This window comes from Bacillus sp. SLBN-46, from assembly GCF_031453555.1.
Classification (GTDB): domain Bacteria; phylum Bacillota; class Bacilli; order Bacillales; family Cytobacillaceae; genus Neobacillus.
Map to the genome: position 1 here is coordinate 20,941 of NZ_JAVIZM010000001.1, position 25,796 is coordinate 46,736.

Annotated in this window: 24 protein-coding genes and 1 pseudogene; 8 read left to right on the top strand and 17 right to left on the bottom strand. The window is 40.6% G+C overall.

Annotated elements, in window-relative coordinates:
* Positions 1–13: 13 nt before the first annotated feature.
* The 6 genes from QFZ87_RS00100 to QFZ87_RS00125 all read right to left on the bottom strand — a co-directional run bounded on the left by QFZ87_RS00100 (position 14) and on the right by QFZ87_RS00125 (position 6,471).
* Entirely contained in the window at positions 14–1,186 is a 1,173-nt protein-coding gene (locus QFZ87_RS00100) for an ABC transporter permease (protein WP_309856245.1), read from the bottom strand.
* Complete coding sequence (locus tag QFZ87_RS00105) at positions 1,179–1,868, bottom strand: ABC transporter ATP-binding protein (RefSeq protein WP_309856247.1); 690 nt, start codon at positions 1,866–1,868, stop codon at positions 1,179–1,181. Before QFZ87_RS00105 ends, QFZ87_RS00100 begins: the two co-directional genes overlap by 8 nt.
* Positions 1,861–2,742 carry an efflux RND transporter periplasmic adaptor subunit gene (locus QFZ87_RS00110; RefSeq protein WP_309856250.1) on the bottom strand — a complete coding sequence of 294 codons (882 nt, stop codon included), beginning with the start codon at positions 2,740–2,742 and terminating at the stop codon, positions 1,861–1,863. Before QFZ87_RS00110 ends, QFZ87_RS00105 begins: the two co-directional genes overlap by 8 nt.
* A 218-nt stretch (positions 2,743–2,960) precedes the next feature.
* On the bottom strand, positions 2,961–3,455 hold the full coding sequence (locus tag QFZ87_RS00115) for a hypothetical protein (protein WP_309856253.1): 495 nt from the start codon (positions 3,453–3,455) through the stop codon (positions 2,961–2,963).
* A gap of 165 nt (positions 3,456–3,620) precedes the next feature.
* Entirely contained in the window at positions 3,621–4,268 is a 648-nt protein-coding gene (locus tag QFZ87_RS00120; protein WP_309856256.1) for a response regulator transcription factor, read from the bottom strand.
* Complete coding sequence (locus QFZ87_RS00125) at positions 4,249–6,471, bottom strand: sensor histidine kinase (RefSeq protein WP_309856259.1); 2,223 nt, start codon at positions 6,469–6,471, stop codon at positions 4,249–4,251. The genes QFZ87_RS00120 and QFZ87_RS00125 overlap by 20 nt, the downstream gene beginning before the upstream one ends.
* Before the next feature lie 150 nt (positions 6,472–6,621).
* On the opposite strand from QFZ87_RS00125, the gene QFZ87_RS00130 reads away from it, so the two are divergent.
* Complete coding sequence (locus QFZ87_RS00130; protein ID WP_309856262.1) at positions 6,622–8,346, top strand: ribonuclease J; 1,725 nt, start codon at positions 6,622–6,624, stop codon at positions 8,344–8,346.
* A 61-nt stretch (positions 8,347–8,407) separates the two neighbouring features.
* On the opposite strand, the gene QFZ87_RS00135 is transcribed toward QFZ87_RS00130, so the two are convergent.
* Entirely contained in the window at positions 8,408–9,517 is a 1,110-nt protein-coding gene (locus QFZ87_RS00135) for a mechanosensitive ion channel family protein (protein WP_309856265.1), read from the bottom strand.
* A gap of 194 nt (positions 9,518–9,711) precedes the next feature.
* Here QFZ87_RS00135 and QFZ87_RS00140 point away from each other — a divergent pair, with 194 nt between their 5' ends.
* From QFZ87_RS00140 to QFZ87_RS00150, 3 genes are all read left to right on the top strand, one after another.
* A complete protein-coding gene (locus QFZ87_RS00140) occupies positions 9,712–11,172 on the top strand; it encodes a M20 family peptidase (protein WP_309856268.1) in 1,461 nt (486 codons plus the stop codon).
* Positions 11,173–11,315: 143 nt separating this feature from the next.
* Entirely contained in the window at positions 11,316–12,281 is a 966-nt protein-coding gene (locus QFZ87_RS00145; protein ID WP_309856270.1) for a LacI family DNA-binding transcriptional regulator, read from the top strand.
* 214 nt (positions 12,282–12,495) lie between these two features.
* Positions 12,496–13,290 (top strand): Cof-type HAD-IIB family hydrolase, encoded by a 795-nt coding sequence (locus QFZ87_RS00150; RefSeq protein ID WP_309856273.1) that lies wholly within the window; start codon positions 12,496–12,498, stop codon positions 13,288–13,290.
* A gap of 59 nt (positions 13,291–13,349) precedes the next feature.
* Here the strand turns inward: QFZ87_RS00150 and QFZ87_RS00155 are convergent, their stop codons facing one another.
* The 3 genes from QFZ87_RS00155 to QFZ87_RS00165 are packed head-to-tail and all read right to left on the bottom strand — an operon-like array spanning position 13,350 to position 15,408.
* Positions 13,350–13,973: a histidine phosphatase family protein gene (locus QFZ87_RS00155; RefSeq protein ID WP_309856275.1), complete on the bottom strand. Its 624-nt coding sequence runs from the start codon at positions 13,971–13,973 to the stop codon at positions 13,350–13,352.
* Positions 13,974–14,033: 60 nt separating this feature from the next.
* Positions 14,034–14,579, bottom strand: coding sequence for an HXXEE domain-containing protein (locus tag QFZ87_RS00160; RefSeq protein WP_309856278.1), 546 nt, complete (start codon positions 14,577–14,579; stop codon positions 14,034–14,036).
* Between the two features lie 31 nt (positions 14,580–14,610).
* Complete coding sequence (locus QFZ87_RS00165; RefSeq protein ID WP_309856281.1) at positions 14,611–15,408, bottom strand: MBL fold metallo-hydrolase; 798 nt, start codon at positions 15,406–15,408, stop codon at positions 14,611–14,613.
* Positions 15,409–15,554: 146 nt separating this feature from the next.
* Here QFZ87_RS00165 and QFZ87_RS00170 point away from each other — a divergent pair, with 146 nt between their 5' ends.
* Positions 15,555–16,151 carry a DedA family protein gene (locus QFZ87_RS00170; protein WP_396133949.1) on the top strand — a complete coding sequence of 199 codons (597 nt, stop codon included), beginning with the start codon at positions 15,555–15,557 and terminating at the stop codon, positions 16,149–16,151.
* Between the two features lie 135 nt (positions 16,152–16,286).
* On the opposite strand, the gene QFZ87_RS00175 is transcribed toward QFZ87_RS00170, so the two are convergent.
* Together QFZ87_RS00175 and QFZ87_RS00180 are read right to left on the bottom strand one after the other, a co-directional pair.
* Entirely contained in the window at positions 16,287–17,042 is a 756-nt protein-coding gene (locus QFZ87_RS00175; RefSeq protein WP_309856286.1) for an NRDE family protein, read from the bottom strand.
* 43 nt (positions 17,043–17,085) lie between these two features.
* Positions 17,086–17,556, bottom strand: coding sequence for a DinB family protein (locus QFZ87_RS00180; protein WP_309867551.1), 471 nt, complete (start codon positions 17,554–17,556; stop codon positions 17,086–17,088).
* Positions 17,557–17,787: 231 nt separating this feature from the next.
* Between QFZ87_RS00180 and QFZ87_RS00185 the strand changes: the two genes are divergently transcribed.
* The 3 genes from QFZ87_RS00185 to QFZ87_RS00195 all read left to right on the top strand — a co-directional run bounded on the left by QFZ87_RS00185 (position 17,788) and on the right by QFZ87_RS00195 (position 18,977).
* The gene (locus tag QFZ87_RS00185; protein ID WP_309856292.1) at positions 17,788–17,961 is read left to right on the top strand and encodes a DUF3934 domain-containing protein; all 174 of its coding nucleotides are present in this window, start codon (positions 17,788–17,790) and stop codon (positions 17,959–17,961) included.
* A gap of 132 nt (positions 17,962–18,093) precedes the next feature.
* Positions 18,094–18,327: a hypothetical protein gene (locus QFZ87_RS00190; protein WP_309856296.1), complete on the top strand. Its 234-nt coding sequence runs from the start codon at positions 18,094–18,096 to the stop codon at positions 18,325–18,327.
* A gap of 116 nt (positions 18,328–18,443) precedes the next feature.
* Entirely contained in the window at positions 18,444–18,977 is a 534-nt protein-coding gene (locus QFZ87_RS00195) for a phosphatase PAP2 family protein (RefSeq protein ID WP_309856298.1), read from the top strand.
* Positions 18,978–19,063: 86 nt separating this feature from the next.
* On the opposite strand, the pseudogene QFZ87_RS00200 reads toward QFZ87_RS00195, so the two are convergent.
* The 5 genes and pseudogenes from QFZ87_RS00200 to mglC form a co-directional block, all read right to left on the bottom strand.
* A pseudogene (locus tag QFZ87_RS00200) lies at positions 19,064–20,447 on the bottom strand (L-cystine transporter).
* Between the two features lie 213 nt (positions 20,448–20,660).
* A complete protein-coding gene (locus tag QFZ87_RS00205) occupies positions 20,661–22,082 on the bottom strand; it encodes a sigma-54 interaction domain-containing protein (RefSeq protein WP_309856300.1) in 1,422 nt (473 codons plus the stop codon).
* A 100-nt stretch (positions 22,083–22,182) separates the two neighbouring features.
* Positions 22,183–22,968 (bottom strand): 3-hydroxybutyrate dehydrogenase, encoded by a 786-nt coding sequence (locus QFZ87_RS00210; RefSeq protein WP_309856302.1) that lies wholly within the window; start codon positions 22,966–22,968, stop codon positions 22,183–22,185.
* 37 nt (positions 22,969–23,005) lie between these two features.
* Positions 23,006–24,442 carry a GntP family permease gene (locus QFZ87_RS00215; RefSeq protein ID WP_309856305.1) on the bottom strand — a complete coding sequence of 479 codons (1,437 nt, stop codon included), beginning with the start codon at positions 24,440–24,442 and terminating at the stop codon, positions 23,006–23,008.
* 329 nt (positions 24,443–24,771) lie between these two features.
* Entirely contained in the window at positions 24,772–25,794 is a 1,023-nt protein-coding gene (gene mglC / locus QFZ87_RS00220) for a galactose/methyl galactoside ABC transporter permease MglC (protein ID WP_309856308.1), read from the bottom strand.
* Between the last annotated feature and the right edge of the window lie 2 nt (positions 25,795–25,796).

The following is a 25,796-nucleotide window of genomic DNA, read 5'->3' on the forward strand; positions in this document are numbered from 1 at the left end:
TGTCCCCGCATTTTTACACACTTCTTAATGCATCTATCGGATTCAATCTTGATGCTTTTCTAGCTGGCGCTATACCAAAAATAATTCCGATGCCTGCAGAGAAGCCTAGTGCCAACAATACGGTATAGGTGGAGAGTGCGAAATTCGCGCCAATTAATGTACACACTCCCAAGGCGATTAACACACCTAACAAAAAGCCGATCGCTCCACCAAAGAGAGATAAGAATACAGCCTCCAGTAAAAACTGCTGCTGAATCCGTTTCGGTTCTGCTCCGAGAGCCTTTCTTAGCCCAATTTCTGTTGTTCTTTCGGTTACAGACACCAACATCATGTTCATGATTCCAATCCCACCGACAACAAGTGAAATGGATGCGATCCCCCCAAGCATAAGAGATAACATCGTTGTGATCTTATTAAATGATGCCAGCATATCCTGCATATTCATCACGGTAAAACTATTATCTTTGTAATTGAACGCCTGTTTTAAGACTGCTTCGATATCTTCCGTGATTTTTTCAGAATGATTGGAGTTACCCATATAAACGTCCACACTAGAAATATATCCTGTACCAAGAATGCGCATTGAAGTCGTGTAAGGTATGATTACTGCATCGTTGTTCGAGGAATCTGAAAAGCTATTAGATTCCTGAAGTGTTCCTATTACCGTATAAGTGACACCAGAAATCAGCAGCTTTTTACCCACAGGATCTTCTCCCCAAAACAATTCGTCTGCTATATTAGCACCAATTAAACACACATTATTTTTACTATCAATATCAAGAATCGTTAGTCCTCTTCCCGTTTCAACCAGATCTTTATTCTTTGAAAAATACACATCATTCTTTCCCTGAACTGAGATATCCGTTTTTTCATTACCGTTATAAACCACCGTAGTGCTTCCTGAAAGAGTGGGAGAAACACCAACAACATCCTCGATTTCGGCAAGCTTTTGAATGTCACTATCAATTAACCCCTGCTTCAGTGGTGTTCCCATAGCTTTAACGGATATTTTATCTGCACCAAAGGAGGAAAACTCACTTGTCATTCCATTCATTGCACCTTTAACTATGGTAATCAATGCAATTATGGATGCGACCCCAATCACAATTCCGAGCATGGTTAGGAAGGAGCGCATTTTGTTATGGATGAGGTTCATCCATGACATCTTCAGATTTTCCTTAAACATATACATGCTCCTCTCTCAGTTTGCCGTCTAAAATGTGAACAATCCTGCTGGCATTTTTGGCAATCTCGATATCATGAGTAATCATAATGATGGTTTTTCCTTCTTGATGAAGCTCATGAAAAAGCTCCATAATTTGCTGACCTGTTTTTTGATCTAGTGCTCCAGTGGGTTCATCTGCTAGTAATATTGTGGGCTCCGTTACCATCGCTCTCGCAATGGCCACCCTCTGCTGTTGTCCTCCAGAAAGCTGATTCGGCCGGTTTTGTAATTTTTCACCGAGCCCCACTCTAATGAGCAGTTCGCTGGCCCTCCGTCTACGTTCCTTTTCAGCCACCCCCGCATATACAAGAGGCAGTTCCACATTTTGAATGGCACTCAGTCTAGGCAGGAGTTGGAATTGTTGAAAAACAAATCCAACCTCTTTGTTTCGAATCGCTGCCAGCTCAGATTCATCAAGCTCATCAACCTTTTGATTCGATAAAAAATAATCTCCGTTTGTCGGTGAATCAAGACAACCAATCAGGTTCATCAGTGTAGATTTGCCTGAACCAGAAGGTCCTAATATCGCAACAAAGTCTCCTCTATTCACTGTTAAATTGATATGGTTTAAGACGACTTGTTCTTCCTCGCCCATTACATACGTTTTGGTTATCTGATTGATTTTGAGAATTTGCTCACTCATTATTGGTTCCTCCCTGCATCATATCTGCATGAGAAACCTCTTTATTATCAGATGAAATGATGACCTCTTCACCAGCACTCACACCGTCTTTAATTTCAATCGTCGTTCCATCGTTAATGCCTGGTTGAATATATTTTTTGGTTGTCATCCCTTTTTCTTTTGGAATCAAAACATAAGGTTTATTTTTGCTATCAAATTGAATGGCTTTCATGGATAAAGTCACTACACCCTTTGCCTGTTGCTTCAATATTTTAGCCTCTGTACTCATTCCCACTTTGATTGCTTCATCTTTAACCAGATCAATAGTTGCGGTAAAATAAGACACCCCATTTTCATTGGTTGCTTCCTTAGAAATCTCAGAAACCGTTCTTTTTATTTCTTTTTCAAGTGCATTGATTGTTACATTGACCTCTTGACCTACCTTTAAATATTTCAGGTCATATTCGTCGACCTTTACGGTGGTTTGTAACACGGAATAGTTAACGATATCAACAAGCTGCGCCCCAGACATTAGCTCCGCGTTTTTCTCTACATGGATCTTCGAAATCTCCCCGTCTAAAGTGGCCTTTATTTTGTTCCCCTGTTTCGTTACCATCAAGACATCTCCGGTTTTCACTTGGTCGCCTACTTTGACCTTAATTTCTTTAATTTGAATGGCCTCTTCGCTCGTTACTGTCTTTCTGTTTTTCGCTTCTACTGCCCCGGAAAAGCTGTAATAGGTTGCAATGTCCCCCGTTTGTGCTTTTTCTTTTTCAACGTTACCTATTCCCTTCGGCGTAAGTAACACCGCTGAAATCAATGAGGCAACGATTAGTCCTACAATCGACCAAATCACGATCTTCTTCTTACTCTTCTTTTTTTGTTTTGTATTCATCTTAATTCCCTCCGCTATTTTTATTTTGAAAATGTTATTCTGACTAGGTTTTTTCTGTTGTATTGGATGATTTCATTGTACGGAGTTTCGATTGGCTCAAAACCGCAGACTTTAGGAGACCCCCCGCAGAATTTTGTGGTAACACCGCATGTCCTTTTGCAAAAATTGGTATTCCTCTCGCAAGCGTAAAAAAACCTTAACTCGACAAGTTAAGGTTTCTACATATGGACTGTATTTTTCTTCTGAACTTGTTGAGACCATAACACTGCGCCACCACCAATTATTACGATAATTAATACGATGATTAAATAGGTTGGTAAAAACAATACCGCTATGGCAAACCAACCAAACAAAAGCAAAAGCGGACTGGTTGCTCTAAGAAACAAATAAGTAAATCTCGACCATCCAGATCGAATTAAAGGTGTTGCTTCTAATAATAAAATGGTCGGGTTCATAATGATTCCATAAATAAGCGGCAGCCCGATATACTTCGGAAACTCCATATCCATACAAATACCAATGAGATAGACTAAACCCGCACTCAAGGCTTGCATAAAGTAATCAATGTGCGCAGATTTTAGTTTCTTAGTGTTGGTAAACGTTTGTCTCATTAATGGATTCTTTTGATAGTGAACAGCGGCTAAAGGCAGCGACAATACCAACCCGATCATAAAGGAAAATAATCCCCATTGCAGTATCACAATATTCAACATGTTTCATCCTTTCGTTTCTAACGGTTTAATAAAATCATATTCCATGAGAAGCCATCGCTTCGCGCAAACAATGATGTCAAACACGCAAAAAATTGTGGGGGCACCGAACACTCCACTTCATTTTTTGCGCAAAAAAATAACCGGTGGTTACCGGTTATCTTCAGTTTAATATAAATCTTCATTTGGTAAAATGCCCAGGCTTTTGGATTTTTTGATGGCTTCTACCCGGGAATTCACGTTTAGTTTTTGGAACAGTTCCGTTAGACTGTATTCTAATGAACGTTGACTGATTAATAGTGTCTTAGAGATTTCTTTGTTGCTGTGCCCTTTTGCTAATTCACGAAGAAGTGTTTCTTCTTTTTTTCCAATCGTAGTTTTTTCATTTGCCTTATCCCCTTGAACCACGATTTCCTGACGTCTAAGCTGCTTTAACAAATGCATAGGGACAATCGCTTCTTTCCTCGCTGCACTTCGAATCGCCTGAACCAATTGCTCACGGGTTGACGTTTTCGCGACAAAGCCCGAAACCCCTGAGTCCATCAGTAAATTAAAGTGAGGAGCAATATCAAATCCGGAATAAATTAAAATCACAGCATCAGGAACATCCTCGAGCACCTTCCGTGCCAAATCGGCCCCATTGATATTGGGCATATATAGGTCAAAAAGAATCACATCAAATGTCTTCAGACGAACCAAATCAGGGACACAATATACGTCCGTTTCAATCGTGACATTCATATCTGGCTCTGCTTCTATCAACATTTTTGTTCCTTCGACGACTGATCGATGATCATCAACCAACAATATTTCCATAGTAATCACCTTTTTGCTTTGTTGTAGTAGGCAGGGTAATGTTCACCTGAAAACCATGCCCTGTAACGGAATGTACCTTTACCTCTCCTTCTAAACTTAAAACTCTATTTTCAATACCGGCAATACCCATATGTTTATAGGAGCCTTCCATACCACATAACTCTACCCCAACCCCATCATCATTATAGGAAAAGTAAACCTGTTCTTGATTGCTTGCCAGCTTCATCGTTACTTTTGTTGCCTTAGAGTGTTTCGTTGCATTATTTAATAGTTCTTGCACGATACGATACATTCCTAAAATTTGATCTTCATTGAGAGGGATTTGCATGTTTTCAGCATCAAATTCTATCTCGTAATTAGAGAACATTCTTGCGTATGAAAAGAGACTTTTTAACGATTCTACTAATCCCATTTTCAGAAGAAATGGCGGCCGCAATTCATTACAGGTAATGCGAATTTGGTGGATAGCATCGAGTAAACCTTCCTCAATTTCCACCAATTCCTCTTTTATCTCCTTATTAAATAAAGACGTGGAGCGAAGTGATTCCAGCCTGCGATACCAAATAATGAGATCCTGCAAAACGGTATCATGAAGGTCGCTGGATAAGGCGGCTCTTTCTTTTTCTGACAATCTGAATAAAAGGCGTAACATCCATTTAGGTGTTTCATTGTAAACAGCCATGTTCTCCATACGCTTCATCAGGTCTTCGATGAATTGAAGGTTATCGTAAAGAATGGTGACATAATGGACAGCAGTCTCCAGCCACTCCTCTTCCATTTTAAGCAGGGCATCTCTGAAAGTAATCTGTAAGTATATGAGCTGCTCCCTCTCACCAATTTTAATCCACTTATCATTCCGTACCCTGTCATTCGGTTCCTGCCCCCGTGGTATTTCTTCAATGGAAGCATCCGTCACGGGTAACACACTCTTTACCTCATCGATTAGCCGACTTTCTAACTCAGATACCTTCATGACATTGGCAAGGTCATTAGAAAAACGATTAATACTTTGTTGGAGCGTTTTGTACCTTTCTTCACTTAAGAGGAGTTCCCGCTCCTCCCGTTTCCGATCCGTAATATCCTTCACGATTCCATGTACACCATTTAATTCTCCAAATAGAAAAATCGGTACGAATGTAATATGAACAATTCGCTCCCCTATGCTAGAGCGAACGATACGACACTCCACATCTCTTGATTCTTTCCTCTGGATGACATCAGAAAGAACTTGGAATACAGGAAGGTGGTCTTCATCATGAATTAAACCGATAAAACAACGGTCTGGCAACTGCTCCATTTCAATACCTGTTATTTTCTCAAAGGCATGATTCGCATTGACAAAGTTGGCATGTAAGTCAATTGAAAATACACCATCTAAGTTGTTCTCAAATAAGGATTTATACCTTTGTTCGCTCTCCTCAATCACTAGCTCAGATCGTTTTTTCTCCGTGATATCTAACATCATGCTGTCAAGTCGTTCAACTGCTCCTGTCTTATCCAAGTATGGTTGGACGATCAGCTGGCCCCATTTCGTTTCATTTTCATGATGGATAAAACGGATGAGTTTGTTCACTGGTAATCCCTTATCTAACGTTTCCTTTGCTTCCCCCATGAGCATACGATTATCCTCAGGGTGGATATGGTCATGCATGCGGATCGGTTTATTCATGAGTTCATGCTTAGGAATACCTGATATTTTTTCAATACTCTCAGAACAAAAGGTTAAAAAGCTAAAATCCTTATCTGTTGACCAAACCGCTGCATTCACGCTTTCCAGGATATTTTCCAGTAACTGCTCTGTCATTTTGCGTTCTGTTATATCTCTCACGACAGCCACTACATACTTTACATTTCCAAAACTATCTAGTACGGGTTTGACTTTTGTTTCGGCATAGAGTGTGAATCCCTGTGAATGGATTACGCGGTATTCCAAACTGACTTGCCTCTTTGTTTCAACCACCTGAAGATGTTTGGATCGAACATAGTCTCTGTCTTCTGGATGAATGATATCAAATGCATCCATCCCTTCGTATTGATCAATGGTATAACCTATTAACGGTTCGAAGGATGGCGAAACATATCGGACAGTTGATTTATTATCAACCATGACGATCGCATCTGTCATGTTATCGGCGATAATCTTGTACTTTACACCCTCACTTAGAACATCATCACTACTACTGTAATTCGAATTTTTCCCCATCGCCACTTCCCCTTTCAACGCAGCACACTTTCCAATATCATCCTATTTATCCTCATTATAATCGAGGATGAATCTATGATACACGCAAAAAAATAGGGAAAGTCCGCAATTTATGTACCGGGCCAAGTTTACTTCTTTTCAACATAAAGTATGTTATCGAGGGAATACTACTCCTATTTAGTTAAAAAGTGGGAGGATTTTCAATTGACTAATCAAAATACCCTATCCATTTTCGCTTTAGGCGGAATTAATGAAATCGGAAAAAACATGTATGTAGTTCAATATGCAGATGATATTGTCATAATCGACTGCGGCGGTAAGTTTCCCGATGAGAGTCTATTAGGAATTGACTTGATCATCCCTGATATTACTTATTTAGAAGAAAACAGGGAGAAAATTCGCGCCTTGGTGGTTACCCATGGTCATGAGGACCATATCGGTGGCGTTCCTTACTTTTTAAAAAAATTAAACGTACCGATTTATGCCACGAATTTTACTTTAGGGTTAATCGAATTAAAGTTAGATGAGCACCGACTAATGAGGGATACGAAGCTCATCCCTGTTAATGCTGATTCAAAACTTGATTTCGGGCAACTCCAAGTATCCTTTTTTAAAGTGAGCCACAGTATTCCTGACTGTCTCGGAATTGTTTTGCATACACCTGAAGGAAATGTCGTACATACCGGTGACTTCAAATTCGACCTGACACCTGCTAATAACCAATATGCAGATATTCATAAAATGGCTGAAATCGGCCGGCAGGGTGTCCTGGCTCTCATCTCAGAAAGTACCAATGCTGAGCGGACCGGGCTAACTCCTTCCGAACGAATGGTAGGCAGTCATATGGACGAAGCTTTCATGAAGGCAGAAGGCAAAATTATTGTTTCTACCTTTGCTTCGAATGTAAATCGGGTACAGCAGGTTGTCGATTCAGCCATCAAAACGAACCGCAAACTTGCCTTACTCGGCCGGAGTATGGTGAATGTCGTAGATGTGGCGATTGAACGAGGGTATTTAACGGTTCCAGAGGGAATGCTGATTGAGCCGCGCGAGGTCGATCAATTAGCTCCAGAAAAAGTAGCGATACTTTGTACAGGGAGTCAAGGAGAACCAATGGCTGCACTTTCACGACTTTCTAGCGGCAACTACCGGGATGTGGCGATTTATCCAGGGGATACGGTTGTTTTAGCTGCCTCCCCGATACCAGGTAATGAAAAGGATGTATCACGAATTATCGACAACCTGTTTCAACTTGGGGCGAAAGTCATTTATGGTTCTGGCAGCACCACTGGCATGCATGTGTCCGGCCATGGCTATCAGGAAGACTTGAAGCTGATGCTCACCTTAATGCAGCCTACGTATTTTATTCCGATCCACGGTGAATATCGCATGTTGCATCATCATCGCCTGCTAGCCGAATCGATTGGAGTAGAGAAAAACAATACCTTCATTATTAAAAATGGCGATGTGGTCGATATCGAAAACGGAGCGGCACGCCAAACTCGGAAGGTGCCATCAGGAGATACGTATGTTGACGGTATAAGCGTCGGCGATGTTGGCGCGATTGTGTTACGCGACCGAAAGCAGCTATCTGAGGATGGAATGCTGGTCATCGTTTTAACATTAAGTAAATCAGAGCGAAAAATTATATCTGGACCTGATACAATAACTCGTGGGTTTGTATTCGTAAAAAATTCCGAGGATCTTATCAAAGAAGTGAACCAGCTCGTTCGAAAAACAGTCAATGATCTACAAGAGGAAAATGTCCGCCAATGGAATATCATCAAACAAAACATTAAGAAAACCGTCGGCCAATACCTATTCGCACAAACCAAGAGAAAACCGATGATCCTGCCTATTATCATTGAAATATAAAAAGGTGTCAGGCACCATTGTGAAATTTTCACATGGTGCCTGACACCCTTTCTACTATCCTTTATTCTAAAGAACCCACTGTTTGCAATAATTCATTTGATTCTGGAGTAACGTAAATCGTTCGGCTTGGGAAGGCAACTTCTACTCCTTCATCCTCTAAAATCCCCATGATTTCTAAGTTGATTTCATGTTTAATTTTTACGTGTTCTGCCCAAACGATCGTATTGGTGAAGAAATAGATAAGAATATCGAGACTGCTATCATTATAATGATCAAATGCAACCATGATCGTATCCGGATGAATGTCTTCATGAGTCTTCAACATCTCTTCCATTCGTCGAACCACTCTTACAATTTGGTCTTTAGTCGTTTTATAGTTAATGCCTAAGTGGAAATTGATCCGTCTTTTCCCCATACGGCTCCAATTGGTAATGGGTTCGTTTGCCAGGGTTGAATTGGGAACGGTGACGAGTGCTTGACTAAACGTTCTTACTTTCGTGCTTCGGAAATTTATATCTTCAACTGTCCCCTCCACGCTAGGGGTTAAAATCCATTCTCCAATTGAAAAAGGTTTCTCTGTGACAATGACGATCCCACCAATTAGGTTCCCTACCGCTTCTTTGGCAGCTAAAGCAAAGGCCAATCCACCTAATCCAAGACCTGCAACCAGGCCATTTACATCATAATTAAATTCCTGACCAATAATCGTGATACTAATCGCAATAAGGATGACACGGATGGTTCTTGAAATAAACGGAAGAAGAATCAAGTCAATTTTATTGTTGATCTTCTGGTTCACGCTGATTAATATCCCCGAAGTAGGAGAGGACAAATTAAACAATCCCCAAGTAATTAACACAATGACCATCGAACGTAAAAATTTTAAAAATAACGCATTATGTTGTTCGACAAACGGGAAGTAATCCATTGCTACATATAAACCTACAATAATAAATGCCCACCCTAACGGACGTTCGAAACTTAAAAAGATTTGCGTAAAGAAATCAGTAGGTGTTTTTCTAGACAGCTTTAGAATCAACTGAAACACATACTTAGTAAATAGGTTTCTAAAAAGAATAAACAACAGCAAAATCACAATAGAAATCCCTAAATTTTTTAACATATCATAGTCTAATGACGACATTGAAAAAGCCAGTACAAATGAATCCATAGACATTTTAAAGATACCTCTCTTTTATTACTTTTTTAAAACAATACATCCACATATCTTAAAGGCTAAAACTAATTATTTGAATATGGCAAAAGTCATGGATTTATTCTTAAAATCTTCCATATAAATATTTATACTATTCTAACAAATGCTGTAATATGAAATTATAACTAGAGTCGATGGGGGATGTTTCTATGAACAAGAGAAAGCTGGCTTCACTTATAATCGTTGGTTTGTTACTTTTATTTATTATTGTAACCGGTTTCAATACACTAACTTTAAAATCAAAGCAACCCTCTCCTATGCCAGTCAAAACAGTGATTAACCAGGATGAAGCAGTCGCGCATCTATCAAAAGCCATCACGTTCAAAACCGTTTCCTATCAAGACCGTAGTAAATTTGATTTCAATGAGTTTAGTAAGTTTATTGATTTTTTACAAGAGAGCTTTCCGACCGTCTATAAAAATCTAGAATTTGAAAGAGTAAACGATTACGCCCTCGTCTATAAATGGAAGGGCAGTGATTCTAGCAAACTTCCCATCGGATTAACGAGCCATTATGATGTGGTCCCCGTGTTAACAGGAACCGAAGCCAATTGGGAGCAGGACCCTTTTAGCGGTAAGGTGGTCGACGAAAAGATTTGGGGCCGGGGGACATTGGATGACAAGATTGGCGTCATTGGTATTTTACAAGCAGTCGATTATCTATTAGCCGAAGGCTTCAAGCCGGACCGCGACATGTACTTCATGTTTGGGTTTGATGAGGAAATCGGCGGGGATGAAGGTGCGAGTGCTATTGTAAACACCTTGAAAGAAAGAGGGATAACGTTTGACTATGTGTTAGACGAAGGTGGGGCCATTGTTGAAAACATGGTGCCTGGTGTGGAGCAGCCAGTCGGTGTCGTTGGGATTTCAGAGAAGGGCTCTGCCACTGCAGAATTAATCATTGAAGGCAGTGGCGGACACTCGTCGCAGCCGAAGGATCACACCAATATCGGCCGAATCGCCAGTGCTATTAGTAAATTGGAAGATACCCAGTTTAAAGGGGACCTGAGGGGTCCAGGAGAAGACATGTTTGAATTTGTGGCACCCGAAATGAGCTTTGGAATGAAATATGTATTTGCTAACAAAGCTATTTTTGAACCGGTGATTGAAAAAATCCTATTGCAGCAGCCTGCATCCGCTGCGTTAATTCGAACCACCATCGCCCCGACGATTTTTCAGGCAGGTGAACAATACAATGCCCTACCGGAAAAGGCATCTGCCATTATTAATCTTCGGGTGATGCCTGGTGATTCCTTAAGGGGGATAAAAAGTTTTATAGAAGATACAATTGACGACAAAGACATTGATGTAAAAATCACAGGCAATGAGGCCTCCAAGGTATCATCAGTGAACGGCTGGCAATTTAAGTCGATCCAACAGGCTGCGAGAAATGTGTATCAGGATGCTGTCGTTGCGCCTTACTTAATGTTTGCTGGATCCGATGCACGGCAATATGACCCAATCGCGAAAAACACCTATCGTTTCTTGCCTGTACAAATTACTTCTGAAGATCTCAACCGGATGCATGGGACAAACGAACATGTCAGCATCGAAAACTATATGAACGCCATTAAGTTTTATGTGGAAGTGATGAAAGAGGCAAATAAATAATGTGTTAAGAGGTGCCTTCCCAAGAAATGCACCTCTTTTGCAATCATCTCTACCCACCTAAGCCTCCATCCTCCCCTTTTCCTGTAAACTTAGCTATAATAACAAAAATGATGAAAAGCACCAGGAATAGGAGTTGGTTGCTTATGACAAACATTAGGGATCTCGCCAAGATGGCTGGCGTTTCTGTGACTACTGTGTCTCGTGTGTTAAACCAGCATCCTTATGTGAGTGAGGATAAACGAAACGCGGTGCTGGAAGCCATCAAACAAACGAATTACCAGCAAAATATCAATGCGGTCCATTTGAGTATGGGGAAAACCTTTCTTGTTGGTGTCGTTGTTCCTTATATTAACCATCCCTATTTTTCGTTGTTATTGAAGGGAATGGCAAGTGAGGCATTGAAACACAACTACAAACTAGTTCTTTTTCAGACCAACTATGATGAAACAAGAGAATTAGAAGCCTTACAAATGCTGAAACAAAAGCAAATAGATGCACTGATTATTTGTTCCCGTAAAACCAGGTGGACGACGATTTCTGACTACCTGACTTTTGGCCCGATAATTTTATGTGAAGATACGAGAGGGAGGCCCGTTTCGTCCACCTTTGTAGACCACTATAAAAGCTTTATGACTGCACTAGAATATTTATATGACAAAGGGCATCGGAACCTTGGTTATTGTATCGGACGTAAATCTGGTAGGAACAGCTTTTATCGAGAGAAGGCCTTTAAAGATTTTGTCACCAAACATGATTTGCCTTTTCATTCCACTAATATTTTTGACCACTGTTTGAATTTTGAGGATGGAGAACGGGTTATTGAGCGGATTTCAGACATGTCGGAACCGCCGTCTGCACTGTTGGTGACCAGTGATGAAGTTGCAGCAGGAATTGTTACCTGTGCCCAAACCCGAGGGTTATCTATCCCCGACGACCTTGCAATTATCGGCTTCAACAACCAACCGATTGCCAAAATGATGAATATCACCACGATGGAAATTCCGCTTGTGGATATAGGCAAAAAACTCTTTTTACAAGGTATTAATGATACTAACAAGGTCTCTCATCAAGAAATATCCGTTACCTTAATTGAACGGAAGACCGTCTAATTATTCCTTGTATCTGTCTATTGCACAAGGACAATTGTCCACAAATGGTGCCTGACACCTTTTACGGAAGACCGTTTAATTTTTTGCTAAAATCTCTTGACCTGAAACGCGTTTCATACAATATTCTGTTTTTGCAAAGCCTTTAGCACCTGGTCCGCGTGATCGGGCAACCGAGCGTTAGGACTGGTGCTGTAGTACTCTCGGAGGTGTTACCATGCAAAAACCAATTGTATTTTTCGATATTGATGGAACGATTTTAAATGAAGATAAAGTGATTCCAGAGTCCACGAAGACCGCCATTCGTCTGCTCCAGGAAAAAGGGATTCATACGGTCATTGCCACAGGTCGTGTTCCAAAAATGTTTTATTGGATTCTGAAGGAATTAAATATTAACTCATATGTAGCGATGAATGGACAGTATGTAGTGTTTGAGGGACAGGAGATTTACTCGAATCCTATTGATTCTGATGTCCTGCAATCTCTATCCACTATGACCGAAAGCAATGGACATGCCCTAGCCTACTGTAGCCATCTCGATTACAAGGTGAGTGAAAGAAACCATCCGTATATTGAGTCTGGTTTTGATTCTTTGATGATGGCTTACCCTGAAGTGGACCCAGAGTATTTTAAACGGTGGTCTATTTTTCAAGGACATCTATACTGTGAAGCCCAATATGAACAAATATATGCGGAACGTTTTCCGGAATTTAGTTTCGTCAAATGGCATGAGTATGCGTACGACATCCTGCCAAAAGGAGCTTCCAAGGCCGTTGGTATTCAAAAGATGCTTGAGGCATTAGAGATGAAAATTGAGCATAGCTATGCCTTTGGAGATGGATTGAACGATTTGGAGATGCTCTCTACTATTGGAACCGGAGTTGCTATGGGGAATGCTGTTCCTGAGGCAAAAGCAGTTGCGGATTTAGTGACAACCTCGAATTGTAATGATGGCATCCTCCGTGGATTGATCCAGCTTGGACTTTTAGAGGAAGAGCTTGCCGTCAAATAAAAATAATGGGCCCCTTCTGTCTGAAGGAGCCCTCTTGTGGTGTCAGGCACCATTTTCCATTAATTTACTGAAGGCACAAAAATCTTTTCATACTCGTAGTCGCCATTGGTTTCGTTTATTTTGATAACCGACGCATTTTCTACGGGCTTAAAGCCAGTTAGTTCGTCTATTGGCCAATTCATCAGGAAGGTTAACAGCATTTGAATAAAGGCTGCATGGGTAACAATAACAACATTTTCATACCGTTGCTGCCGCTTTACACGCTCTATGACGGTGTGCATGAACATCGTTGCACGTAAGTACACATCGGCCAATGACTCCCCATTTTCATAGCGAAAATAAAATTGGCCTGCTGCTTTGAATTCCTTCTTTTTCTCTGGTGGACGATTGCTGAAATCATAAAGATTACCTAATTCCCATTCTCTAATTAACGGATTCTCGTGAAAGGGAACTTGTTCTGGTAGCAGCGAATGAACCGCTTGGGCTGTTTGGATCGTGCGTAAATAGGGCGAACTATAAACTACTGTCTTTTCATTTAGGATGGATTTCATAAATTCAGCCGTTTTTCGAACTTGATGAAACCCTAGATCTGTCAACGAATGCTGTGAGTCATGGGTATGCGCCATCACCGTTCGATCGATGTTATGCTCAGATTCCCCATGCCGGATTACATATAAATTCAATTCTCTCCACCCCTTAACAATTTTCCATATAAGATACTACTACCTATAAAACTATTAAATTCATCTTTTTACAGAAGGAAGTAATTTCGGGGCTATTCTGTGCCCGATTAATACGATTAAAATCGTCACTAAACCGTAAGGAGCATTTAAAACGATATCCCCAAAATTAATAATCTCATCATGAAGAAGCCGGTAAAATAGATATAGTGAGTAAGGTACGGTAATCAAAATGGCCGTCCCCACACCTAATGCATATGTTCGAAAAAAGAGAGCCTGCCCAATATGTGTGAATACATGAAGAAACAAGAGAACATTAAATCCGACCACTAACCCAAATAATTGCTGCTCCACTGCCATATAGGATGCAATTATATACATGACAAGTTGCAATACAACTGGGATGGAAAATCTGGCTGCCGTGGTTTGCGACATACCCTCAAATAAGCCTCTCGCCTTTGCTGGTACCCGATTGATGACCTTTGCATAATTTTTCTGAAACCAAGCTTCTACAAAAATGATTTCTTCAAAATCGTGTAATAAAAATGTAAGCGGAAATAACCAAATGACTGTTTCTATACTTAGATTCGTATTAAGCCATTCCAACATGCTCTCACATCTCCACTCTTGAATCTTAAAACTATCGATTCTCTAAATATTCGATAACCTTTTGGAAATCTCCTTTTGTTCCAACTGTTCCATGTCCAGGAATTGCTGTTTCAATATCCATCTCCTCAACTTTCCTCAAAATCTGAATCCACTTCTCAGGATTTGACTCCTCAAACAGGGATGGCTGTGAATTCACGAATAACAAATCACCCATGAAGGCTACTTTTTCCTCTGGAATATAAAGAACAGCATCACAGTAGGAATGTCCGCCACCCAATGTAAATAGAAGAGCGCTTCTTTCGCTTCCTGTAAAAGTGATTTCATCTGTAAATGTCTGATGAGGTAACACTAATTCCAATGTGGGTAAAGACACTTCCATTTCGCCTAAAAAATGAATCTGCTGCTGTAACTTTTCATCATATGCCTCACCTAATTTCAGCTTTAGTGACTGAATATAATTTTTCAGACCTTCGATATCACTTTTCTGCTTATCAATTCTCGCAGGATGAAGGTCCTTCATTTTTTCATAGGTGGTTTGACTCGAAATAATGGTACTTTCCTTGAAAACCTGGTTCCCTCGGATGTGGTCTCCATGCCAATGACTATTAATCACCCATGTGACAGGTCTCTTCGTTACTTGAACGGCCATCTTGTTTAAGTCTTCCGCCGCTTGTTGGGTGTTAAAGGTATCAAATACAAGAGTCTGATCTCCTAAATCTACAAACCCGGCGTTTCCGACTGCACCGCCGCCTTCTTTTGCCATGGCCGCATAAATTCCTTCTCGGACTTTTTCAAGCGTAAAATGCTTGCTATGAAATTTTTCTAGCATATCTTCTTACTTCTCCTTCATTGAGTTATTGTTAACAGATAAGCTTTTCTTACATTATTTTTTAAAATTGGTGAAAAATAATGGAGGAAAGTGTATTTTAATAAGTATGTAATTATGCTTTGTCAGACAATTAATAGGGATGTGTAATAGTGCAATCTTTGAATCATCTCATTGAACATTATGGATATTTTGGTATCATTATTGCCTTAATTGGTGGGATTGTAGGACTACCCATACCGGATGAAGTCCTGCTTACTTTTGTTGGCTATAATGTTTTTCAGGAGAAAATGTCTTATTTCCCCTCCCTTTTATGTGCATTTATCGGTGCATTCGGCGGGATTACGCTAAGTTATCTTTTAGGGATTAAACTAGGTCTCCCATTCTTACAAAAGTTTGGTCCAAAGCTTCATATAACAGAAGAAAGAGTCGGCAAGACTAGAAAATTATTTATGAAGTTCGGACCCTTTCTGCTGATCATCGGCTACTTTATTCCTGGTGTAAGGCATGTGACGGCCTATCTTGCGGGGATTAATAATTATTCTTATAAAAAGTTTGCCTTATTTGCCTATTCTGGTGCCATGACTTGGTGCTTTACTTTTATTACGCTCGGAAAAGCGTTAGGAGAGAATTGGATTCATGTCGGCGCCTATCTTTCGAGATATAGTCTCTATGTTCTCTTCGTACTCCTTCTTGGCGCTATATTATTTTTTACCTTTCGGAGGAAGAAAAGAGTTTTGAGCTAAATATTAATCAAACGTTTGATTAGTTTTTCGAAACCCTATCTCTTGTATAGACAACTTTTAATCAAACGTTTGATTAGTTTTTCGAAACCCTGCCTCATGTATAGACAACTTTTAATCAAACGTTTGATTAGTTTTTTAAAGGTCCACCCTATAGCTCCGTTCACTTACCTCACCATCAGAAAATACCCGCTCCACATATTCCATCTCTTTTTCTGACAATAACAAAACGGTGGAACTCCGTGTCCCATAGTGTTCGCTTTGAATAAACAATGGAGAAAGTAATCTTTCCCACTCTAACGATACACCTGTGTTTGGAAGAGACTCATCTGGGGCAGTTTCTGCATGTTGAAGAAGCACCATCAGCTCCTCAACCAGGTTTTTTCGATTCTCTGTGATGATATGGGACAAACCTTTCTTTCCTCTTTCCACCTTCGGCCATTCGGTATTTAACAAATGATTACTGACACCATAGATGCCATGTTCCAGCTTTTGAAGCTCCCGTCCAATATTGGAATAATAATAGAGCTCTTTCGCATCACCCGCTAATAAGTTATAACCTGGATACTGCTGTTGACGATTAGCTAACCCCTGCATGTACTCCTTCAAATCGCCATCATATTTTAAAGCATCTGCCACTAATTCCCCGCGGGATTGCTTGCCTGTGGTTACTTCCTTTGGATTGCGATAATTGGTTAACGCCGCAAATCTTCCAGAAGTGGTAACTCCCATCCACGTGCCCATCTTCTCTAAATCACGGCCTGCAAGGACGGTAGGGACGTCCTCCCAATAATGAATCGGTGCAGTTTGACGTTGATAAAATTCATCTCGGTTAGCGACGACGATTAATGGATATTGCGGATGAACTTTGTAGGCTAATAATATTAAACACATGGACTATCACTGCCCTTTTTGAAATTAAAATTACTTTGCACTTCTATTTAATTGATTCCTTACACTTCCGAAGCATCTTTTTAATCAGGCGTATTTGCCCTCTGTGACTCAGCTCATCCTCAAACACATGAAACCACTTAAAGTAATTATTAGCTGGACGATCCCACCAAAACGGCGCTTGCTCAAATAACCATTCATCTGGCAGCGTTTTAAATGTGGCAATCGTCTCGTTTCTCACCAGTTCTAATTTTTCAAGGTAATATTCAAGCGTGTTCCCTTTAATCTGCTCTCTAGCATTTTTTCCTAAATCTAATGCAGGATTAAGAGCACTTTCCTCTTCATCTGTTAGGTCCCGGTTTTCAAACGTTACAATCTGGTATGTTTTTTCAACCGAAGCCATGTGTGCTAATAGCATTCCAATGGAATTAGCTTCTTCATCAAAGAGAAAATCTAGTTCTTTTACGGTTAAGTCTTTTACTTCATCTAAGGTTGTTTGCCTGGTATAGTTCATCATGGATACCAATTTACTAAATTCCAATCCTAAGCCGTCTTTTTTGTCTATAACATATAATGTTTTATTATCAAAATTCAATCCTATCCCTCCGATTGGAAAAATAATGCAATAGTACTATTCGACTTTTCTGAAGAAAACCCTTTAATTACGGTGTAATTATGTATTCACATGAAATCGTGGTAAACTAACCAACGACATATATAAATTTTATTTAAAAAATGGAGTGGTTAGATGAGTAAAGCGAAAGCAAAAGCGAAAAGTGGAATAGGTAGGGGTACAGGTAAAAAAGGCTGGAACCGTTGGCAAACTAGCGCTAATAAAGCAAAAAGCGCCAAGCCCTATGTCAGCAAAGGGACTAAAAGAGCGGCGGATGAAAAAAATGCCGATCAATCTTCCGATAAATAGTTGTCTTAACCTTTTTAGTTGGTAGACGGTATGATAAGTACGTGCCAGTTATTCTCATTTAGAATCTTTGATGAATACTCATTTTGTTGGTAATGATAATGAACGATATGACCAACTTAGGAGGTATTTGTAATGTCAGAACTTGAGCCTTTGGAATATGAAACTGGAACCGCGATTCGCGATTATGACATTATTGATATTACGGCATCAGCAAATGGCTATGAGGTCCTGCTCGATATTAACTTAGATAGTGGGTATTCATTAACAAGAACCAAATTAGAAATTACCCATGAGGATTTACAAGGGTATGAAACAAGCGAGATAGAAGAAGGTATTAGATATGCTTTAGGGTTCTTTGGACAATAGGGCGGTTTCCTTCTCCTATCGTTTATAACTATATATAATCTTTACACGCTCTTAACATCGGGTTAAGAAATCCCCTCTTTATTTTTAATACAATTAAAGTAAAGGGGGGCGGAAAAATGACTAGAGAACTACTGGAATTCTTTTATGGCTTTGATTGTCGAGTGCTGCAGAAGGTGAATCACCATTTCGATAAAAAGCTATTAAATCTCTTTTTTCGCTTGGTCACACGTTTAGGAGGAGCAGATCTTACAATCTCTTTGACGTTGATTCTCATGCTTTTATCATCAGGGGAGGCTAAACTAACGGCCATCAGCAGTGCACTTGCATTATCTGCGAGTCATATACCTGTCCATATTTTGAAAGAGGTGCTTCCTCGGAGAAGGCCCTATGTAAAAATTGAAAAAACAAAAACTCATGAAAATCCATTACAAGACCCTTCTTTTCCTTCAGGGCATACAACAGCTTTTTTATCCGTTGTAACACCCTACATCTTATTTGTACCCATCCTATCCTTTATCTTAATCCCAATTGCAGTCCTTGTGGGCATATCAAGAATATACCTCGGTCTGCACTACCCATCAGACGTCCTAGCAGGTGCCTTCCTCGGAACACTAACTGGAGTTATCACCTTTTGCATTTTATGTATCTGAGAAATACAAATTATGGTGTCAGGCACCACGAAAAGACAAATGTCCTCACACTACGGACATTTGTGGTGCCTGACACCTTCTTATTTTTATGCTTCTACAATGTTTGGTTGTTGGTAGGTTTCTTGGTCGAATTCTCCTGTTGCTTTGCTTGTTAGGACGCCTGCAGTCATGGCCCCGCTGACATTTAGTGCTGTACGGCCCATGTCAATGAGTGGCTCTACAGAGATGAGCAAACCGACAATAGCAATTGGCAGATTCATAATAGAAAGGACGATGAGGGCTGCAAAAGTAGCACCACCGCCTACACCAGCAACACCAAAGGAGCTAATCGCTATGACCAAGATGAGCGTAAGAATAAAGGAGAGACTGGTTGGGTCGACCCCTGCAGCTGGAGCAACCATAACGGCTAGCATGGCTGGGTAAATCCCCGCACAGCCATTTTGACCAATGGAAAGTCCAAATGAGCCTGCAAAGTTTGCTATCCCTTCAGAAACGCCCAAGTCTTTTGTCTGTGTTTTAATCGTCATTGGTAACGTTCCCGCACTTGTACGTGAAGTAAAGGCAAAGGTTAAGGTAGGAAGGCCCCTTTTTCACATAATTTCTTGGGTTTAGTTTAACAAACGATAACAGTAATAGATGGACAATAAACATAACGATAAGCGCCACATAGGAAGCAACGACAAACTTTCCTAATTTAGCAATGGCTTCATAATCACTTGTGGCGGTGACCCTTGTAATAATTGCTAAAATGCCATACGGTGTGAGGCGAAGAATCAATGTTACTACCCTCATGACAATCGAATACGCCGTATCTATGATCCGCGCGAAAAACTCGCCGTGTTCAGATTCCTTTCGTTTGACTCCAAGATAGGCAACCCCAATAAAGACAGCGAAGATAACAACGGCAATCGTAGAAGTTGGCCGTGCTCCTGTTAAATCCTGAAATGGATTACTCGGAATTAACTCAATAATCTGCTGTGGCAATGTCATATTTTCCACACCAGCCACTCTTTCCTCAAGCTGAGCATTTCTAGCTTTCTCGGCATCTCCCGCGTTTAACTGAATCCCGTCAAGACCAAACCCTAATGCAGACCCAATACCAACGGCAGCAGAAATAGCCGTCGTACCAAGCAAGATTCCAATCACAAGAAAGCTAATCTTCCCGATATTTTTTGTTAATTTCAACTTAGTAAAAGCGGCAACGATACTTATGAAAACTAGCGGCATAACCACCATTTGCAGTAGCTTAACATAACCATTTCCTACAATGTTAAACCAATCGATGGACCCTGTTGTCACCTCATGTGTGGTGCCATAAATCAGATGGATGATAAAACCAAAAATAATACCTAAGCCTAATGCTGTAAAAACACGTTTAGAAAAAGAGACATGTTTTTTTTGCATCTTGAACAATCCAAACATGAGCGCAAACAAAACGAGGATATTAACAATGATAAGAAGGGCGTTCATTTTACTCCTCCTCTAAATTTGTAATTTTTTCCAACACATACATTCCAATGAGTCAAGTCGGAATTACAAATGAACAATCCACTAACCATTAAAACCATCAAACGTTTGATATTACATACATATGTACTGTAGGGACATTAAATACCAAACACGAAAAAAAGGTGTCAGGCACCGGCCGTGGACATTTGTCCACGAGCGGTGCCTGACACCCTGCTATTTGATCTCATATGTTTTGCATTTTTCGTAGAAGCTGGTTTTCCCTATTTCCAGGAGTTTGGCTGCTTCTTGCTTATTTCCGTTGGTTACGTTGAGCGCATTTAGAATGGCCTTCTTTTCTGCCTGAGCCAGTGTTTCTTTTAATGGAACAACCGGTAAGAGTATCTCCTCCAAAGAATGACTGCTTTCCGTACGGCTCTCGATCTCAGAGGGGCTCTCCGGTTCCAATTCACGCAAATATAATGGCAGGTGAACCAATTCAATGGTTTTCCCATCTAGAACATTGATCGTTCGCTCCAACACATTCTCAAGCTCTCGAATGTTTCCCGGCCAGGAATGCTGCATCAATCTTTCTTTTACCTCAGCTGAGAACTCTATCCCTTTACGATAAAATCTCCTCTCCAGTTTTTTCAATAAACTGATAGAGATTTGTGGGATATCCTCTTTTCTTTTTCTAAGAGGAGGAATTTCAATTTTTATGACATTCAATCGGTAATATAAGTCCTGACGAAACTTCCCTTCCTCCACCAGCTTCTCTAAATCCCGATGGGTTGCCGCGATGATTCGAACATCAACAGGAATGGACTTTTGAGCTCCGACCCTTTGCACCTCTTTTTCCTGTAAGACTCGCAAAAGCTTGCTTTGCATCGAGAGGGGCATGTCCCCAATTTCATCGAGAAAAAGGGTACCATTATTTGCTATTTCAAATTGCCCCTTCTTCCCCCCTTTTTTTGCTCCCGTAAAGGCACCTTCTTCATACCCAAACAGCTCCGATTCTAGTAAATGTTCAGGAATCGATGCGCAGTTGATGGCCACAAAAGGCAATGATTCTCGCATACTATTATTATGTATGGCGTGGGCAAATAACTCTTTACCCGTCCCAGATTCACCGATCAATAAGACTGATGAGTTGCTCTCAGATATTCTTTCTGCAAGTTTTTTCGCTGCTAAGAAAGCCTGGCTATTCCCAATTAAATCGGAGAATTGGTACTTACTTTTCAATTCTTTTTCAACTTTTGTTTTATAATATTTCAGTTCTTCTACAAGCCTTTGTATTTTCGTTTTATACATCCGCCATTCCTCTGGTGTACGGAACATGACGGTTCCCAAGGCTCCGACCCTTTCTCCATCCACAATGAGAGGGTACCGGTTAGCAATCATTTCACTACCATTGATGGGGTGCAACGAAGCAAGCTCTTTTTGTCCTGTATTGGCAACGATATGCATGCGGGTATTTTCAATTACCTCTTCCACAGGCCGGTTAATGGCATCCTCTACTGTCGTCCCCAAAAACTCGCAATAAGCCTCATTAATATAAAGAATAATACCCTCTCGATCCACCACTACAATTCGTTCCGCTAATAGATTAATAATTTGCTCATGCCAATTATAGGGGATATTCTCAAATCCTTGGTACATTCTTTTCCCACCCTTACCACACTAGATATATTAATTATACCAAATATACTGACAAAGGGGTCAGACCCCACAAACATGTGGTTCCTGACCCCTTTTTACCTTATTGGGCTGTATAGCCACCATCCAGGATGACTGCCTGACCGGTAATGCCTCTTCCTTTATCACTTGCTAAAAAGACAGCATAATCGGCAATTTCCGAGACAGACAGAAGTCTCCTTTGCGGAACAAGCGGGAAAATCACATCTTCAAGTACACGATCTAAGCTGACATTCCGAGTTTTCGCCAAATCCCCCAGTTGGTTTCTCACAAGCGGAGTATCGACGTAGCCAGGACATAACGCATTTACAGTAATCCCATCCGCTGCGCCTTCTAGTGCTGCCACCTTCGTTAAACCAATAACACCGTGTTTGGCACTGTTATAAGCAGCCTTCCCGGCAAAGCCGATGACCCCATTTATGGAAGCCATATTGATGACTCTGCCAAATCCTTGTTTTTTCATAAGTGGAAAAACATGTTTGATGCCAACGAACGGTGCCGTTAACATGATTTTGACAAGTAACTCAAACTTTTCAGTTGGGAACTCCTCAATTGGAGACACATACTGCATCCCGGCATTATTGACTAAAATATCAAGGCTTCCAAATGTCTGGTAGGCTAGCTCTAGGCTATTTTTAAAAGCTTCCTCATCTGTAACATCACAGGGAGCCGCTAATGCTTCGAAGCCTTGCTCCCTTAGCTCAACGGCCACTTCTTCGCTCTTGACCGCGTTTAAATCTGAAATAACTACCTTTGCGCCTTCCTGTGCAAAAGTCTTTGCGAGTTCTAATCCAATTCCACTTGCAGATCCAGTAATAAATGCTGTTTTCCCTTCTAATGACTGTTTCATACGAGATCCTCCTTTAAATCTAGTACATTATGAATCGTTAAATGATGTTAAACATAGAGTAAATCGCAATGACAAAGAATACAGCTACTGTTTTAATCACTGTTACAGCGAAAATGTCACGGTATGACTGCTTGTGAGTCAATCCTGTAACTGCAAGAAGGGTAATAACCGCTCCATTATGCGGCAGTGTATCCATACCACCTGATGCCATCGCTACCACACGGTGCATAACTTCAGGCGGGATATGAGCTGCGGCAATCGCTTGATTGTATTTTTCCGCCATCGCTCCTAGCGCAATCCCCATTCCTCCTGATGCAGAGCCTGTAATACCAGCAAGGGAACTTGTAGTTACAGCACCGTTAACAAGCGGATTGGTAAACGTACTAGAAATCGCATCACTAATTTTTGCAAATCCTGGAAGGGATGAAATAACCCCTCCAAAGCCGTATTCCGCACCTGTATTCATAGTCGCAAGCAATGCCCCAGCAATACTTAAGTTTAAACCTTCTTTAAAGTTTACCGTTACACGCTTCCAATCAAAGGCAAGTGATGTGACGATCCCTACCACTAGTGCCAACTCAACCGCCCAAATAGCAGCAACTGCTTTTACATCTACCGTGTATGCATTTAAGCCGATGGCAGTAAAATCAAACCCATTCGGATACCATTTTGGAATGTAGGTAATGAACAGTTTATTTGTCACTCCTACAAGCACTAGAGGCACAAACGCCATGATTTGGCGTAAAACAGATTGTTGTGACTTTAAATCCGGTACCATTTCGTTTTCCTCTGATTTGGCCAGCTCCAAGGCGGAAGCATTTTCTGTGCCAAAGCCATAGTAGCCTTCCCCTGCTTTTTCTGCTTTTTTCCTTCTTGTTTCTAGATAGAGAAGACCAAGTCCTAAGACAAAGATAGCTCCGATAATACCCAGTGTTGGTGCTGCGTAGATATCTGTTTTAAAGAAGTTAATTGGTATAACGTTCTGGATTTGCGGTGTTCCTGGTAAAGCATCCATCGTGAAGGTAAAAGCACCGAGAGCGATGGTTCCGGGAATCAAACGTTTTGGAATGTTTGCTTCTCTAAACATTTGAGCGGCAAATGGATAAATAGCAAATACAGCTACGAATAAGCTTACGCCGCTATAAGTTAAGATAGCACCTAGTAAAATGATGGTTTGCATGGCACGTTTCGCACCAACCCAACGGACAATTGTTTTTGCAATTGATTCTGCAATGCCAGACATCTCAACTACTTTTCCAAAAATCGCGCCTAGTAAAAAGACAGGAAAATAAGATTTAATGAATCCGACCATTTTTTCCATAAATACACCGGAGAAAAACGGTAATACATGGCTTGGGTCAACAAGTAATACGGCTAAAAGTGCGCAGAGCGGTGCAAATAAAATTACAGAGAAACCACGATACGCAACGAACATTAATAGCCCAAGCGACAAAAGAATAATAAATAATTGCATGAAAATCCCCCTTTGGATAATTTGGATAAGCTTCTGTTTCTTGTTAGAAAGCGTTTACATTATGAAGCTTGCTTATATATCTGCAAGTTTTGTGCCAAAATTATAAATTTTTAGATAAATTATTCAGTTCTCCTAGTTTAACACTTTCACATGTTATTTATAAGATTAACACTCTTAATCTCTCTTACTCTTTTTCCGGAATTACGGAATTTCACTAGAAAAAGTTTCCGCGAATGCGGAATTTTCCGTTCTTGCGGAATCTATTCCTGTAAAGGAAGTCTTGAAACACAAAAAGAGCAGCCCCAAAAGGACTGCCCTAAAAAACTCTCTTATTTCTTCTTCGCGTGCTTTCTCATGTCAAAGGCAACCGCTACGACGATGATTAGGCCTTTAACGATGAATTGGATGTATGGGCTAACTCCAAGGAAGGCTAGACCGTAGTTGATGATTTGGAATATAAGAACACCAGTGACAACGCCTGGTACCGTTCCAATACCACCTGATAAAGATACCCCACCGACCACGCAGGCTGCGATGGCATCTAATTCGTACATGTTACCTGTATTGTTTGTCGCACTACCTACACGGCCTGCCTCAAGCGTACCAGAGAAGCCATATAATAGACCTGCGATCATATAGATAATAATAATATTTCTTGCTACGTTAACACCGGAAACCTTTGCTGCTTCAGGATTTCCGCCGATGGCGTACATGTTTTTCCCTAATTGCGTTTTATTCCAAATTACCCAAATAACAATAGTAGCTATAATAGCATAAATAACAAGATAAGGAATTTCATAGGACCCAATTGGAATCCCGCGTTGGGCAAAAGTTGTAAACTTTTCGCTTAATCCACCAATAGGCTGTGCGCCATATGGCGGGCGGTCAAAATAAATGGAAGTTAATCCGTACACACCAATCATCATACCTAAGGTAGCAATGAACGGTGGAACGTGTAATTTTGATACAATGACACCATTCACTGTTGCAATAAGACCTGTTGCAATCATTGCAATAATAATTGGAACAATCAACGGTAACTCCGGTAAATTCGGATACATTTTATACGCGTAATCGCCCGCTTGCAGCATAGATGCTGAGATAACGGCTGCGAGTCCGACCATCCGCCCAGCAGATAAGTCAGTACCAGCTGTAATCAGAATTCCTGCCATCCCTAATGCAATGATAATACGGGAGGAGGATTGGCTTAAAATATTAATCAAGTTTGTGACTGAAAGGAAGTCAGGAGAAGCGACCACGATTCCAATAACAAGTAGGATTAAGAAAACATAAATCACATTATCAAAGAGCAGTTTGGTAATACTGCTTTTTTGTGTAGCTGAGTTTTTCATTT